The sequence below is a fragment of the Aliiroseovarius sediminis genome, assembly GCF_022678485.1.
GTDB classification, from domain to species: domain Bacteria; phylum Pseudomonadota; class Alphaproteobacteria; order Rhodobacterales; family Rhodobacteraceae; genus Aliiroseovarius; species Aliiroseovarius sediminis.
Genome location: NZ_JALBYP010000021.1, coordinates 210,763 through 225,502, shown reverse-complemented (window position 1 = coordinate 225,502; position 14,740 = coordinate 210,763). Strand labels below are relative to the sequence as shown.

Below are 14,740 nucleotides of genomic sequence, written 5' to 3'. Positions count from 1 at the left end.
TCAGAAGACTACGTTCAGCATGACGAGTGACACCACAAGGAAGATCACCGTCATGATCCCTCCGCTTTTGACGAAGTCTTTTACCTTGTAGCCCGCCGGGCCCATGATCAGCGCATTCACCTGATGGGTCGGGATGATGAACGAATTTGACGTGGAAATCGCCACGGTCAGGGCAAAAATCGCAGGATCACCCCCGGCGGCCACAGCAATCGACACCGCAAGCGGCACCAGAAGCACCGTCGCCCCCACATTCGACATGACCAGTGAGAACGCAGTGGACAGAATCGCGATGCCGGTTTGCAGCGCCCATAGCGGCCAGCCATCCAGAAGCGTCAAGATTTGCTGCGCGATCCACTCTGCCGTGCCGGTATTCTGAACCGCTTGCCCCAAGGGGATGAGGCTGGCCAGCAGAAACACGGTGTTCCAGCCCACCGCCTGATAGGCTTCGTCGATTGAAATCACGCGCGCCAGAAGCATCCCGACAGCCCCGGTCAGCAGACACAAAGACAGCCGAATATCCGTAAACAGGATCATCGAAATTGAGATTGCAAAGAACAAAAGCGCCCAGCCTACTTTGTGGGGCCGCAACTCCTCTTGCGGGAAATCCGACGTGATGATGACAAAATCGCGGTTTTCCTTGAGTTGGGTCAGGTTGTCCCAACGGGTGTGCGCCACCAGCATGTCGCCCACCTGAAACTCAACCAACCCGATGGCAGTGGGCTTGTGTTCATCGGTTTCAACATGGCTCAGGGTTTCTTCGCCGCGGTGAATTGCCAACAGTGACAGACCATAGGTTTTGCGCAACACAAGCTCGCGCGGGGATTTTCCGATCAGCTTGCTTTCGGGCGGAATGACGATCTCGGCGATGCCCGCATTGGTGGGGGCGAATTCCTCGACGAACACGTCCAGTTCGGGGAAAATCGACAGGCCGTATTTCTCGGAAAAGGCTTCGACCACCTTTCTTTTGCCAATGATGGCAAGGCGACACGGGGCGGCAATCTCGGCGGTCAGCACCTGCACCATCGAGGTCTTGCCGCGATAGAAGGTCGAGATGATGTAGAGGTTATTTTCAAGGTTCACATCCGCAAGAATTTGCCCCACCAACGGGCTGTCGGCGGGCACATCAACCTCGTACACATTGGCCTTGATGCCGTAGACGCGCTTGAGATAGGCCGACATCCCCTGCCCCACTGACGCGCGGTCAGCCGAGGCATGTTCAGGCAACACCCAACGCCCCAACAGCAGAAAATACAAGATCCCGCACAGGATCAGAACCGCACCAATGGGGGTGACAGAGAACAATCCGAAGGACGGCATTTTCTGCGCGTCCGGCAAGCTGGTATTCGCTGTGTCGATCAAATCGTTCAACAGGATCAGAGGGGACGAGCCAACCATGGTCATCGTGCCGCCAAGGATTGCGCAGAACCCCATCGGCATCGCCAGCCGGTTCAACGGAATGCCCGAGCGGGTTGAAATCCGGCTGATGACCGGCAGAAAAAGCGCCGCCGCGCCCACATTCTGCATGAAGCTGGAAATGATACCGACCGTGCCAGCCACAATAGGCTGAATGCGCGCCTCGGTTGCGCCGCCCCGCTTCATGATCGTGGCCGCGACCTTGTTCATCAGCCCGGTCTTGTCCAGCCCCGCGCCCACGATCATCACCGCAATGATCGAGATCACGGCATTCGACGCGAACCCGTCAAACAGGTGATTGACCTCGGCCAGGTTGGACATGGCGGGCAGATAGCTGAGGATGCCAAGAATGACGAGGATCAGGATCGCGGCCAAGTCAATCCGCACAATCTCGGACACAAACAGAAACACGGTGAACGCCAGCATCGCGCAGACGACAGCCATCTCCAGCGAAAACACTATCGGATCCATCCTGCCCCCTTGATCTGATCGGCGATCCTTCACGTTGCCGTTCGGTCAGCTTAGGGCAAGCATTTGTGAAAAATCAATTTTTTCCGGTGCGCAGGATACAGTTAGGGTGCCCGCCCCCGATTTCGGGCAACGTGATATACGATGTAACCGGCTGTTTTTAATACTATTTTACAGATTTGGAACCATTTCATCGCCATGCCGTTGATAAGGCATGAGACAGAAACGTATGAAAAAATTGCTCCCGTTCGCCTTCACCATCACGGCAGCGTCCGCATTGTCGGCAATGGCTTTCCAAAGTCTGCCCAACACCGGGACGCAAGCACCTGAACCGGCACCCGCCGCCCTTGCCCCTGCTTCAGCGGGGTTGGAGGCGGCGCAGCTGAACCTTTATCACGATGACCTTAACCCCATCCTGGGTGCCCCTGTATACGACCCGAATTCAAAGATTGCGGGCCGCGTCGTCGAGTTGATGTTCGGCCCGGAAGGTCAGTTGCGTGGAATGGTATTGGCTGTCCCGAAGGCGGATGACAGCGGCATGAAGCGCGTGGCCACAGAGGCGGAAAATCTAAGCGTGCTTAGCTTGAAGGCTAATACAACAGTGGTTCGTTCTGATATTCCGAATGAAGCACTACAGATCCGGCCCGCTTTCACACCAGATTACGCGACTGATTATCACTGAACGACACTATCATTCGATAAAGCAAAAAAATGCCCGGCAGCAAGGGGATCGCTGCCGGGCACCTCGCAATAAGCCGGTCGGCTTATTTCGGCATGATCACCGCATCAATTACGTGGATCACACCATTCGAGGCCTCGATATCCGCTTGAACGACATTCGCGCCGTCGATTTTCACGCCGTCTGTCGCATCGACCATCGCCTTGGCACCGTTGACGGTTTCAACATCCAAGGACTGGCCCGCGATGTCGCCAGACATGACCTTGCCCGGCACGACGTGATAAGTCAGGATCGCGGTCAGTTGGTCCTTGTTTTCCGGCATCAGAAGCGATTCGACTGTGCCTTCGGGCAGCGCGGCGAAGGCATCATCTGTGGGCGCGAACACGGTGAATGGTCCGTCACCTTTCAAAGTTTCCACAAGCCCTGCGGCTTCGACCGCAGCGACGAGGGTGGTGAAGCTGCCCGCCTCAACGGCTGTGTCCACGATATCCTTGGAGTGGTTGTCGGCCATGGCAGGCGTTGCCAGCAAAGCGGCGGTGGTGATCGAAAGAAAAGTTCTGCGAAGCATCGTATTTCCTTTGTTTAAGTCCCAGTTGGAAGTCGTATCAGCAATACGGCCCCGCCTTGGAAACGGATCACTTCGCTTTGTAAATATTTTCTTGGCTGCACGTAATCTTGCCAAATTCGGCAGTTTGTTGCCAATTCAGGGCCTCAATCCACCATGCCCGACAGCAATGAACCAAGGTCAACTGCGATCTTCATATCATCATCCAGCAAAATCAGATCCTCGATGCGGCGCCCGTCAAGCCCACCAAACGCGGGCTGACCGATGCAGTCCGCCGGGATCGAGGTCGCCATGGAAAGCGCATCGGACAGTGATAGGCCAACCCGGCGCACCAGCCGCCAGACCCCGTCGGCTTGGGTTACATGGGCGCCCGCCAGGTTGCCTTCGTCGTTGATCAGGCGACCATCCTTCAGCCGGATCGTCTGCCCGTAAAGGTCGAAGTGATCCGGCCCGCCCACCGTTGCCATCGCGTCCGATACCAAAAACATCCGTTCGGGCACGGGCCGGGCGCGGATGGCCAGGGCGATCATCTGGTCCGCAACATGATGGCCGTCGCAAATAATGCCGCTATAGGCGGTCGAGTTAATGACCGCCCCCACCGCGCCCGGAGCGCGGCCCGTCATCGGCGACATCGCGTTGAACAAATGCGTCGCGCAACGCGCACCAGCGGCGAAGGCCGCCTCCATCATTTCGAAGCTCGCATCCGTGTGACCCAAGGACACGACCGCGCCCATCTGTCCAAGCTGTGCGATCTGTTCGGGCGTCGTGGCCTCGGGCGCAACGGTGATCATCACGCCCACATCCGCCGCGCGCAAGCGCGCGACCGTGTTCATTGTACGCGCATCCATCGGGCGGATTTTGTCGGGCGCATGGGTGCCCCGGCGTGCCATCGCGATATGCGGCCCTTCGATATGCAGGCCCAAGATGCCCTGCTGCCCTTTCGCGGCAATCGCGGCGTCTGCGGCACGGTCGATCACATCGGGCGTGTCGGTGATCACGGTGGGCAGCACCGCGACGGTGCCGAACCGCCGATGGGCGGCGGCGATCGCGCCCAACCCATCAACCGTGGGGGTCGCGTTCAGCTGCACCCCGCCCCCACCGTTGACTTGCAAATCTACGAACCCGGGCGACAGAAGGCCCCGCACGGGGATTGCGTCCTTGGGGGCGTCGTCGATATCTGCAACGCAGCCGTCGTTGATCCGCAACGCCTTTCCGGTCGACAATGTGCGCCCGTCAAACAGGCGATTGGGGGTAATCCATTGGTCTTTCATGGGGCCTCATCCAAATAGAGATAGTGGCGTATTGCGTCGTCAGACATGTGCCCGGCCCGCCTGCGCCTGCCACGCTGCATAAGCTGCACCGCGCGCACCGCTGCTGTCGCCCCCTTCGGCCGAGGCCAACGGGGTCGCACGAAAATCGCCGAATTGCGCGCGGGCGCTGGCCGCTGACAAATCATCGATGACACCGCCAATGCGGCTTAACCCGCCACCCAGCACGATCAGGTCAGGGTCGAGGGTCAAGGTCAACATGTGCAAAAGTTCTGCCGTCAGATCGCACCACAGCGCCCAGACGGGTGCCATATCACCACGGCGACGAGCCGAGATGTCGCGGGGGTCAAGAGCCTCGCCGGTCAGCGCATGGGCAAGACGGGCAAGGCCGGGGCCCGCGATGAAGCTTTCGATACAGCCCGCGCGGCCACAGCCGCAGGGCAAAATTGGAAGGCCGTGACGCGCCACCAGATGCGCGGGGGCTGCGATGTGACCAAACTCGCCACCCGTAAGGGTCGGGCCATGCAATAGCACGCCGTCCAGAACGACGCCGCCGCCGATGCCCGTGCCCAGAATAACCGAGGCAACACGGCCCAGCCCCCGTCCCACGCCGAACACAGCCTCGGACAAGGCCATCGCGCGGGCGTCGTTCAGAAAGGTAATTTCACGGCCAACGGCTGCTGCAATATCGCGCGGCAAAGGCTGACCCGAAGCGGCAAGGTTTGCGCTAAGCACCCGCCCGGTCGCGGGGTTCAAAAGCCCCGCCGCCCCGATCCCAACCGGCACCACGCCGCCAGCCATGTCGTCGGCCCACTGCACTTGCCCTGCCAAGGCCGCGATCAGCGCGTCATAGTTAGCCGGAGTCGGTACTCGGTTGCGCCCGATCACGCGCCAATCGGCATCAAACACCTGCACCTCGATTTTGGTGCCGCCAAGGTCGATACCCGCCGCGTGGCTCATGTGGTTTGTGTCACCTTGGACAACGTTTCAGGCGCGTCCGGGTTCAGCCCCAGGGCCAGCGCAGTGTTCAGGACCACTGGATACATCAGCGCCAGAAGATAAGCCGCCGCCGCCGCTGGGGTAAGGTCCACCAAATCCAGATCAGCGGGCGAAATCCGGTGCACATCACAGCCAACCGCGCGGAACCGGGCTTCGGCCTGGTCAAGGCTGGTCTGTATCTTGTCGGCGCCGGTATCAAGGATCAGCACCATCAACGGATTTGTCGCCAGTTGCAGGGGGCCGTGCAGCACTTCGGATGCTGAATAGGCCTCGGCATGAAGCGCGCAGCATTCCTTGAGCTTCAGCGCCACCTCTTCCGCCGCACCAAAACCGGTATCCCGCCCGATTACATAAACATTGCGCGCCCTGAGAAGCGCGGCTTGCAGCGCCTTGGCGTGCGGATGCGTGCCGGGCGCATCCTTCAAACTGGCAACTGACGTTTGAACCCGCGCACGGTACTCGTGCGCGATGCCGCCCAGCAGGGCCATACCCGCAGCGACCGATCCAATCACGGTCTTGGTGGCGGGCACCGCCAATTCGGCGCCTGCGCCGATAGGCACCGTGGTGTGCGCCGCTTGTTCAACCGCGCTGTCGGGTTTGTTGGTGATCGCGACTACATTGGCGCCGTTTGCGCCCGCTCCTTTCGCGGCGCGCACCAAATCGTCGCTGGCGCCCGACTGGCTGATCACCAGCGCGCCGAAATTGTCAAAACAGACCCCCTTGCCCAGTGAAAACACAGATGGCGGTAGCGAGGTAACGGGCACGGACAGTTCGCGCATGAACTCGTAAGAAAGGATATTGGCCGCCGCATCCGACGACCCGCGCGCGATAGTGAAGATCGCCTTGACCTGCGCCAGCCCATTCGCATCGATGGATTGGGTCGCGGTGCGGCAGAACACGTCCATCGCCTCGGCACTTTCGGCGGCCATCAGATGCCCATGGGGCTTTGTCTCAATGCTCATTTTTCCATCTTCCATAGCTATGGGGACCGTGCCTTTTGGCTGGGCCACGAATCGAAGGTCCCCCCTGCATAGCAAATTTTGCCCCTATAGATACCATTATAATACCAATATAGCCACCTGGAGTGTACAGCTTGCGCCTAGGCCATTATTGGTATTATTAATAGATACCAAAGATGGGACGTCCAATGCATATACCCTCAAACTGGTTTCGCCCCGGACGCGGCCCGCGATACTTACAATTGCACCGCCTCATACGGACGGCAATCGACTGCGGCGATCTGGCGCCCGGTGATCCCCTTCCACCCGAACGCGATCTGGCGCGCGCCGCTGACGTTAGCCGCGTGACAGTGCGCAAAGCCATCGGCCAGCTTGCCGCCGACGGGCTGATCGAGCAGCGTCACGGCGCGGGTTCGTTCGTGCGCCCACCCGCCCCGAAGCTTGAGCAATCTCTGTCCTCGCTCGTGTCTTTTACCGAAACCATGCAGGCCCGCGGCATGACTCCGACCAGCGAAACACTGTCGCACGGACTTCACCGCCCCACCAGCGCCGAGATGCTGTCGCTGGGGCTGTCGGCAGGTGATCAGGTCGCACGGCTGACGCGGCTCAGGCGGGCGGATGGAACGCCGATGGCGCTGGAACAATCAACATTGCCCGCTGACATTCTGCCCCAACCTGACCGGGTCGATCTGTCGCTTTATACAGTGCTGCGCACCTCGGGTCAGGCGCCGACCCGCGCCATTCAGCGTGTGACCGCAACCAACCTGACCGCGCCGGATGCACTGGTGTTCAACCTGCCCCAAGGCACGGCTGTTCTGAAAATCGAGCGGACCGGATACCTGCCCACCGGACGCCCGATTGAGTTCACCAGCGGCCTGTATCGCCCGGATCTATACGATTTCGTGTCCGAGCTGCGGCTGGACTGACCGGGGAGGATTAATCCTCGATCCGCAAATGGCTGTCGGGGTCAAACAGATGCGCGTGCCCCGGTTGAACGGACAGGTGCGTGACCTGACCCCGCGATTGCAGGGGATGGACGCCCGGCAAGCTGGCGGTGAAGGCCGCGTTTGACCCCTGCAAGCGGCCATGCAGCAGCGTGTTGGCGCCCAGTGGTTCGGACAGATCGACCGACAGGGCCAGCGGGCCAGCGTCGTCCACCGTGACATGTTCAGGCCGAATGCCCAGCTTGATCGGCCCATCGCGATAACTGGTCTTGGCCACTTGCGCGTCACCGATCCGCACCTGCCCGCCCTGCACTTCTGCATCCAGAATGTTCATCGCGGGACTGCCGATAAACTGTGCGGCAAACAGCGTGCGCGGGGTCTCATAGACCTCAAGCGGGGTGCCGATCTGTTCGGCCACACCTGCATTCATGACAATCATCCGGTCCGCCATCGTCATCGCTTCGACCTGATCATGGGTCACATACAGCGCGGTGATGCCGAGCTTTGATTGCAACTCTTTGATTTCCAGCCGCATCTGGACGCGCAGCTTGGCGTCAAGGTTGGACAGCGGCTCGTCAAACAGAAATACGGCTGGTTCGCGCACAATCGCGCGCCCCATGGCGACGCGCTGACGCTGCCCGCCGGACAATTGCTTGGGGCGGCGATCCAGCAAAGCCTCAAGCTGTAACAATTCCGCCGCTTCATGCACTTTGCGGGCGATCTCATCCTTCGGCATCCCGGCGATCTTCAGCCCATAGCCCATATTCTGCGCCACAGACATATGCGGATAAAGCGCATAGTTCTGGAACACCATGGCGATGTCGCGATCCATCGGTTCCTTGTCATTTGCGCGCTCGCCCCCGATCAGCACCTCGCCCGAGGTCACGGTTTCTAACCCCGCCACCATGCGCAAGAGCGTGGACTTGCCACAGCCCGAGGGGCCGACAATCACGATGAACTCTCCGTCCTCGATCTGGGCGCTGATGCCGTGGATCACGTCCACTGGGCCAAAGCTTTTCTTGATGTCTTTCAGCGTCACGGTTGCCATTGATTATTTCTCGCTATCTACAAGGCCACGAATGAAGAGTTTTTGCATCGACACCACGACGATCACGGGCGGGATCATCGCAAGGATCGAGGTCGCCATGATGACCGGCCAATCCGCCACGTCATCGCCAGACGGGAACATCTGCTTGATGCCCATGACGATGGTGTTCATTTCGGGGTCCGTGGTGATCAAAAGCGGCCACAGGTATTGGTTCCAGCCATAGATGAACAGGATCACGAACAGGGCGGCGACGTTTGTGCGGCTCATCGGGACGACGATATCCCAGAAGAACCGCATCGGGCGGGCGCCGTCGACGCGGGCGGCCTCGGCCAATTCATCGGGGATAGTCAGGAAAAACTGGCGAAACAGGAAGGTTGCGGTGGCCGACGCGATCAGTGGGAAGATCAGCCCGGAATAGCTGTTGAGCATCCCGAAGCCTGCCACAACCTCGTAGGTCGGGACGATCCGCACCTCGACCGGCAGCATCAGGGTCAGGAAGATCATCCAGAAAAAGAAATTGCGCCCCGGAAATCGGAAATAGACGATCGCGAAGGCCGACAGAAGCGAAATGATGATCTTGCCCACCGCAATGCCAATCGCCATCACCAGCGAGTTGAACAGCATCGTCGCAACCGGCACGTTCACACCGGAAAACAATGCCGCCTTGTAGTTTGCAAGGAACTGATTACCCGGCCAAAGCGGCATTGGCGGGCGCACGATCTCGGGTTGCGTGACGGTCGAGGCCACAAAAGCCAGCCAGATCGGGAAAAAGATCACCAAAACGCCAAGGATCATCAGAACGTGAGTCAGCCACAGCCCTGCCCCACGTTTTTCCACCATGCCATGATGTTCGCGCGCCATCAGTAATGCACCCTTTTCTCGACAAACTTGAATTGCAATACGGTCAGCAGCCCGACCACGACAAGAAGGATCACCGACTGTGCAGAAGATGAGCCAAGATCCTGCCCCACAAACCCATCTGCAAAGACCTTGTAAACAAGGATCGTCGTCGATTGCTGCGGCCCGCCTGAGGTGATGGTGTGGATCACGCCGAAGGTTTCAAAGAAAGAATAAACCACGTTGACCACCAGCAGGAAGAACGTGGTGGGCGACAGAAGCGGTAAGACAATGGTGAAGAAACGCCGCCAGAAGCGCGCGCCGTCAATGGCCGCAGCTTCGATCACAGAACGAGGCACCGCTTGCAGGGCGGCAAAAAAGAACAGGAAGTTATAGCTGATCCGCCCCCAGGCCGAGGCGACAACGACCAGCCCCATCGCCTCGCTGCCGTTCAGTACGTGGTTCCAGTCATATCCCAACTGCCCCAGATACCAGGACACCACGCCCACGCGGGTGTTGAACATGAAAAGCCACAGCACACCGGCGACGGCGGGCGCGACCGCATAAGGCCAGATAAGAAGCGTGCGATAGACGCCCGACCCCTTGATCAAGCGATCTGCCAGCACCGCCAGAAACAGCGCCGGGATCATCGAGGCGAGCGTGACAAGAACTGAGAAAACGCCCGTCGTCACGAAGGACGCGCGATAAAACTTGTCCGACAGCAGATATTCGAAATTGCCCAAGCCAACATACTGCATCGACAGTCCGAAAGGGTCGGGAATGAATAGCGACTGCCAGATCGCCTGCCCCGCCGGATAAAAGAAAAACACGACCGAGATGATGACCTGCGGGGCAATCAGGCATAGCGGCAGAAGCCACCCCCGGAATGTGACGCGTTTTTCCATTTTGGCCCTCGAAATAGCAAAGACGGGCCGGTATGGCCCGCCTTTTTGATGGTTAGGTTACTTGTTGGCTTGCTCAAACCGGCGCAGCAGCGCATCGCCGCGTTCCTTGGCGCTATCCATCGCCTCTTGCGCGGTTTTATCGCCTGCCCAGACGCCTTCCAGCTCTTCGTCGATGATACCGCGGATCTGATCGAACGACCCCAGACGGATACCTTTGGAATTGGCGGTTGGCTCGTTTGCCGTCATCTGCTTCACAGCCACATCGGTGCCGGGGTTCTCTTCATAAAAACCGGCCTCGCGGGTGGCTTCGCCCGCTGCGGTGGTGATCGGTAGATAACCGGTATCCTGGTGCCATTTCGCCTGAACCGGGGTCGAGGACAGGAAGGACAGGAATTCACCGACGCCCTTGTATTCCTCGGCCTCGTGGCCTTGCATCACCCAAAGGGACGCGCCGCCGATGATGGTATTTTGCGGCGCATTGCCGACCCCTTCCCAATAGGGAAGCGGGCGCACGTCGAAGTCAAACTCGGCTTCGTCCTTGATGCCAGCATAACCCGCCGAACTTTCGGTGAACAGCGCACATTCGCCCGAACGGAAGTTCGCGCCCCCTTCGTTGCGACGGCCGGTATAGATGAATTCGCCATCCTTGGCCCATTCGCCCATCTTGGCCAAATGCGCCACCTGTGCTTCGCCGTTCAACGCAAGCTCGGTGTCCAGACCGGCAAAGCCGTTTTCCTGGGTGGCAAACGGCACATCGTGATAGGCTGACAGGTTTTCAACATGGATCCAGCTTTGCCATGCGGTGACCAGCGGGCAATCTTCGCCGCCGGCTTTCAACTGCCCCAGCACCTCGTCGACATTCTGCCAGGTCGACAGATCGGTGTCAGGGTCCACACCTGCCGCTTCCATCGCGTCGCGGTTCACCCACAGAACGGGCGTGGACGAGTTGAACGGCAAGGACAACATTTGGCCGTCGGTTGTGGTGTAATAGCCTTTGACCGCACCAATATAGGCGTCGGGGTCAAACTCCGCCCCGCTTTCGGCCATCACTTCGTAAACCGGCTTGATCGCGCCCTCGGCTGCCATCATTGTTGCGGTGCCCACTTCGAACACCATCAGGATATGTGGCTGTTCGCCCGCGCGGAAGGCGGCGATCCCGGCGTTCAGCGTTTCGGAATAGTTGCCCTTGTGGCTGGCGACGATCTTGTAGTCGCTTTGGCTGTTGTTGAACTCTTCGACCTGCGCGGCCACAAGCTCGCCCAAGCGACCGGTAAAGGCGTGCCAGAATTGAACTTCTGTCTGCGCATAGGCCCCGATCGGGGACATCGCAGTGGTTGCGGCAGCAAGTGCGCCAAACACGATCTTTTTCACTTCATCCTCCTCGCACCAAGCGGTGCATTTCCCAGTCATCCACGCACACCCAAAAAAGGCTTTGTTGCGTGTCTGGCAAAAGGGTTACATCACGTATGACATAATGCAAGAGTATTTGCTGTAACAGTTTTATAACACTAGATTATAAAGCTAGCGAGAACCAACAGCACAAGGATCATCGGATGACACATGCTCTGCGGCTGCGCCAGTTAGAGGCCCTGATGGCCGTCACGCTTCACGGCTCGATGACGCGCGGAGCGCAGGAATTGGGCATCAGCCAACCGGCGGTGAGTCGCCTTCTGTCCGATCTGCGTGACGTTTTGGGCTTCAACCTTTTCAACCGGCGCGACGGGCGGTTGGTGCCGACGCAAGAGGTGCGATACCTCTTGCCCGATATTCGCCGCGTGCTGGACATGATGACCCAGATTTCCGAGGTCAGTCAGAACATCACCGACAAGAAAGCCGGGCATCTGAGCATTGCCTGCCTGCCCGGCTTCGCCACCAGCCACCTGCCCGGCGTCGTCGCCAGCTTTTTGCGTGATCGCCCCGGCGTCAGCGTGACACTTGAACCTGACCGGCCCGAGCGTATTCTGGAATGGATGGTGGGCGAGCAATATGATTTCGGCATCACCGACGGGTTCGAAGGCCATCCGGCAGTCGAAAGCGAACATATCGACATCCGCACTGTCTGTGTCTTTCCGACAGGGCACAGGTTGAGCGCACGGAAGGTTATCGGGCCACGTGATCTGGCGGATGAAAACCTGATCCACACAAGGCGCGACAGCACCTTTTTCCGCGACCTGAACGAGGCGTTTCAGAAGACCAACACCGCCATCAACTCGTTGGTGGAATCGCGCCAGTTCACCGCGGCCTGCGAATTGGTCTGCGCGGGCGTCGGTGTGTCGGTGGTCAGTGCGCTGGATGCCCACAAATATGTCGGGCGCGGCCTGGATCACCGACCATTTGCGCCCGCCATCCCGCACCGGCTGTCACTGGTGCGCCCGACGTTGAAGCAACCCTCGATGATCTCGCTGGAATTCATGGAAGTATTCACCGAAAGCCTGGCGCCTTATCGGATGGGCTAAGGTGCCTCGCACAGCTTTTCTTTCAGCCACAGCGCGCGGTCTTTCTGTTTGTGCACCAGTTCGATCTTCTGCCACACACGCTCTTTCTTGGCGTCCTTATGGGTGTCGGCCAGTTCGGCTTCAAGCTGTTGGGCGCGCGCTTCCAGTTTGCGGATCACTTCGTCTACATGCTCGGGCTCGATCTTCTGCGCCTTGCCCTGCTCTAACCGGTCGAAATACTTGTCCAGTTTCTCGATGGTGCTTTCAAGTCCCACGGCACGCCCTCTTTTTCAACGGTTTGCTCAGTCGAATGGCTCTTGCAACAATATGGCGGTCTTTCCCGTTCATTGTGTCACGTCATCGTGCGTATCACCAAGCGCATTCGCAACAAGGCTGCCCAGTTCTTCATCCTCAAGCCCCAAAATATGCTCGACCTCAGCCAGCGCATCCTCGGGCGCGATGTAATAGGCCCGCGCCGCCCCCAACAGATCGCGCATCGCCGAATAGGCATAGTGAGAGTCATTCAGGAACGAGGTCGCGACCGACGCATCAAGCTGCCGCTTGCGGATCAGCCCTTCGATCCGGTCATTGGTGTCGCGGGCGTCCTGTTCAACCTGCACACGCTGCTGATCCAGCCAAAGCGGCGAGCGATCCTTCGGGTCCGCTAGGTCAAGTTGACGGATTTCAACCAAAATGCGTGCAATCTCGGTTCGAAGTTGGTTGTATAGTTCGGTCACAGCCCCCTGTGGACGTTCGGTATACCGGCTGGCGTTCCCGCGCAGATGCTTGACTGATTTCACCGCGCGCACAATACGCCCCGCCACGTCGCGCAGGATGTAGACATCATCCATGACATCGGTCGGCATGTCTTTGGTGCCGACCCGCGTGGTAAATTCCACAATCGCGGCATACAGCGTCTTGACCCGCGCCTCGTAACGTTCGTCAAGGTCAAAATCGACCGGGCGGCGGCTGGCGCGGACCGTGGCGGCGATATCCTTGGTTGTGAAAATATTCTTTCGGTGAAGGTTTAGCCCATGCGCGATCAATTCGACCGCGTTGTCGTATAGGTGTTTGACCTCTTGACGAAGGGCAACCTCCGCAGTTTGCGGAAACTCGTCAACGGCGTCAGACAGGTATTTGGGTTTGCTCAGATCTTCTTTCGGCGGAATGATGGCGCGTTCCAGAAAGATGATCAGTCGGCGCATGAGCGGCAGCATGACCAATACACCCAGCGTATTGAACACGGTGTGAAACACAGCCAATTTCAGACTGAAATCATTGTCAGGGATGCCCACGCCCGCCGCGATCGTGTCCACCAAAAGGCGCAGCGGCCCGATGAAGGCCAGCGCAATCCCCGCCGTCACCACGTTGAAGATCAGATGCGCCAGCGCCAGCCGTTTGCCCTGATAATTCGCGGTCATGGCTCCGATGATGGCGGTGATCGTGGTACCGATATTCGCCCCGATTGCCAGCGCCAGTGCGTTTTCATAGGAAATCTGCCCCGCCGCAAGCGCGGTGATGATCAGGGTCATCGTCGCGTGGCTGGACTGCATGACCACCGTCGCCGCCGCACCCACCAAGGTATAGACCACCAGCCCGACGAGCCCCGACAATGCAAACCGCGTCAGGTCGAACTGGTCCTTGAAAGCCTCGAACCCTTCTTTCATGTGGTGGATGCCCAGGAACAAGAACCCAAGACCGGCAAGCACAAACCCTGCCCCGCGCAGATATTTGTTGGTCTGGAACACCAGCACAATCGCCACCGCCAGCATCGGCAGGGCATAGGCCGAGATATTGACCTTCAGCCCGAACCCCGCCACCAGCCATGCGCCTGTCGTGGTGCCGATATTGGCGCCAAACACGATCCCCACCCCGGCCAGAAGCGAAATCAGCCCTGCCGACAGGAACGAGATCGTGATGATTGAGACCAGCGAACTGGACTGCATGATCGTAGTGGTCAGAATGCCGAAGCCCATCGACTTGGGCAGCGACGCGGTCGCCTTTTCCAACAGAACCTCAAGAAACCCGCCGCTGAACAGCTTGAACCCGTCCTCAAGCATCAGCATCCCGAACAGGAAAATCGCCACACCTGCGGCGATTTCCTGAAAGTCACGGCTGGCCCAGAAGCCCGCGCCCAGCACCAGCAAGATGACGGGCAAGGTTAGTCTTCTCATCATGAAGGCACGTCGCGTTCCCTCGGTCGCATCTCGCGCAGCATGG

The 14,740-nt window shown here is 59.1% G+C and carries 14 protein-coding genes; 3 read left to right on the top strand and 11 right to left on the bottom strand.

All coding sequences use genetic code 11. The annotated features are described in order from the left end of the window. Positions 1-1,884: an SLC13 family permease gene (locus tag MN186_RS03475; protein WP_242111561.1), complete on the bottom strand. Its 1,884-nt coding sequence runs from the start codon at positions 1,882-1,884 to the stop codon at positions 1-3. A 226-nt stretch (positions 1,885-2,110) separates the two neighbouring features. Between MN186_RS03475 and MN186_RS03470 the strand changes: the two genes are divergently transcribed. Next, on the top strand, positions 2,111-2,563 hold the full coding sequence (locus MN186_RS03470) for a hypothetical protein (protein WP_242111559.1): 453 nt from the start codon (positions 2,111-2,113) through the stop codon (positions 2,561-2,563). 82 nt (positions 2,564-2,645) lie between these two features. Here MN186_RS03470 and MN186_RS03465 read toward each other — a convergent pair whose 3' ends face one another. The 4 genes from MN186_RS03465 to MN186_RS03450 all read right to left on the bottom strand — a co-directional run bounded on the left by MN186_RS03465 (position 2,646) and on the right by MN186_RS03450 (position 6,354). Beyond that, positions 2,646-3,128 (bottom strand): fasciclin domain-containing protein, encoded by a 483-nt coding sequence (locus tag MN186_RS03465; protein ID WP_242111554.1) that lies wholly within the window; start codon positions 3,126-3,128, stop codon positions 2,646-2,648. Between the two features lie 143 nt (positions 3,129-3,271). Further along, on the bottom strand, positions 3,272-4,396 hold the full coding sequence (gene nagA / locus MN186_RS03460; protein ID WP_242111552.1) for an N-acetylglucosamine-6-phosphate deacetylase: 1,125 nt from the start codon (positions 4,394-4,396) through the stop codon (positions 3,272-3,274). 39 nt (positions 4,397-4,435) lie between these two features. Further along, positions 4,436-5,353 carry an ROK family protein gene (locus MN186_RS03455; protein WP_242111539.1) on the bottom strand — a complete coding sequence of 306 codons (918 nt, stop codon included), beginning with the start codon at positions 5,351-5,353 and terminating at the stop codon, positions 4,436-4,438. Next, complete coding sequence (locus tag MN186_RS03450) at positions 5,350-6,354, bottom strand: SIS domain-containing protein (RefSeq protein WP_242111535.1); 1,005 nt, start codon at positions 6,352-6,354, stop codon at positions 5,350-5,352. The genes MN186_RS03455 and MN186_RS03450 overlap by 4 nt, the downstream gene beginning before the upstream one ends. 185 nt (positions 6,355-6,539) lie before the next feature. Here MN186_RS03450 and MN186_RS03445 point away from each other — a divergent pair, with 185 nt between their 5' ends. Then, entirely contained in the window at positions 6,540-7,277 is a 738-nt protein-coding gene (locus tag MN186_RS03445) for a GntR family transcriptional regulator (RefSeq protein ID WP_242111533.1), read from the top strand. Positions 7,278-7,287: 10 nt separating this feature from the next. Here the strand turns inward: MN186_RS03445 and ugpC are convergent, their stop codons facing one another. Genes ugpC through ugpB form a run of 4 tightly spaced genes read right to left on the bottom strand, consistent with a single transcriptional unit; the run spans position 7,288 to position 11,456 of the window. Continuing rightward, a complete protein-coding gene (ugpC, locus tag MN186_RS03440) occupies positions 7,288-8,343 on the bottom strand; it encodes a sn-glycerol-3-phosphate ABC transporter ATP-binding protein UgpC (protein ID WP_242111531.1) in 1,056 nt (351 codons plus the stop codon). Between the two features lie 3 nt (positions 8,344-8,346). Further along, positions 8,347-9,183 (bottom strand): sn-glycerol-3-phosphate ABC transporter permease UgpE, encoded by an 837-nt coding sequence (gene ugpE, locus MN186_RS03435; RefSeq protein ID WP_242112729.1) that lies wholly within the window; start codon positions 9,181-9,183, stop codon positions 8,347-8,349. Between the two features lie 20 nt (positions 9,184-9,203). After that, positions 9,204-10,085, bottom strand: coding sequence for a sn-glycerol-3-phosphate ABC transporter permease UgpA (gene ugpA, locus MN186_RS03430; protein ID WP_242111526.1), 882 nt, complete (start codon positions 10,083-10,085; stop codon positions 9,204-9,206). Between the two features lie 57 nt (positions 10,086-10,142). Continuing rightward, positions 10,143-11,456 (bottom strand): sn-glycerol-3-phosphate ABC transporter substrate-binding protein UgpB, encoded by a 1,314-nt coding sequence (gene ugpB, locus MN186_RS03425; protein WP_242111524.1) that lies wholly within the window; start codon positions 11,454-11,456, stop codon positions 10,143-10,145. 182 nt (positions 11,457-11,638) lie between these two features. On the opposite strand from ugpB, the gene MN186_RS03420 reads away from it, so the two are divergent. Next, a complete protein-coding gene (locus tag MN186_RS03420) occupies positions 11,639-12,541 on the top strand; it encodes a LysR substrate-binding domain-containing protein (protein ID WP_242111522.1) in 903 nt (300 codons plus the stop codon). Here the strand turns inward: MN186_RS03420 and MN186_RS03415 are convergent. Next, positions 12,538-12,795, bottom strand: coding sequence for a hypothetical protein (locus MN186_RS03415; protein WP_242111520.1), 258 nt, complete (start codon positions 12,793-12,795; stop codon positions 12,538-12,540). The genes MN186_RS03420 and MN186_RS03415 overlap by 4 nt on opposite strands. A 69-nt stretch (positions 12,796-12,864) precedes the next feature. Beyond that, positions 12,865-14,697, bottom strand: coding sequence for a Na/Pi cotransporter family protein (locus tag MN186_RS03410; RefSeq protein ID WP_242111519.1), 1,833 nt, complete (start codon positions 14,695-14,697; stop codon positions 12,865-12,867). Between the last annotated feature and the right edge of the window lie 43 nt (positions 14,698-14,740).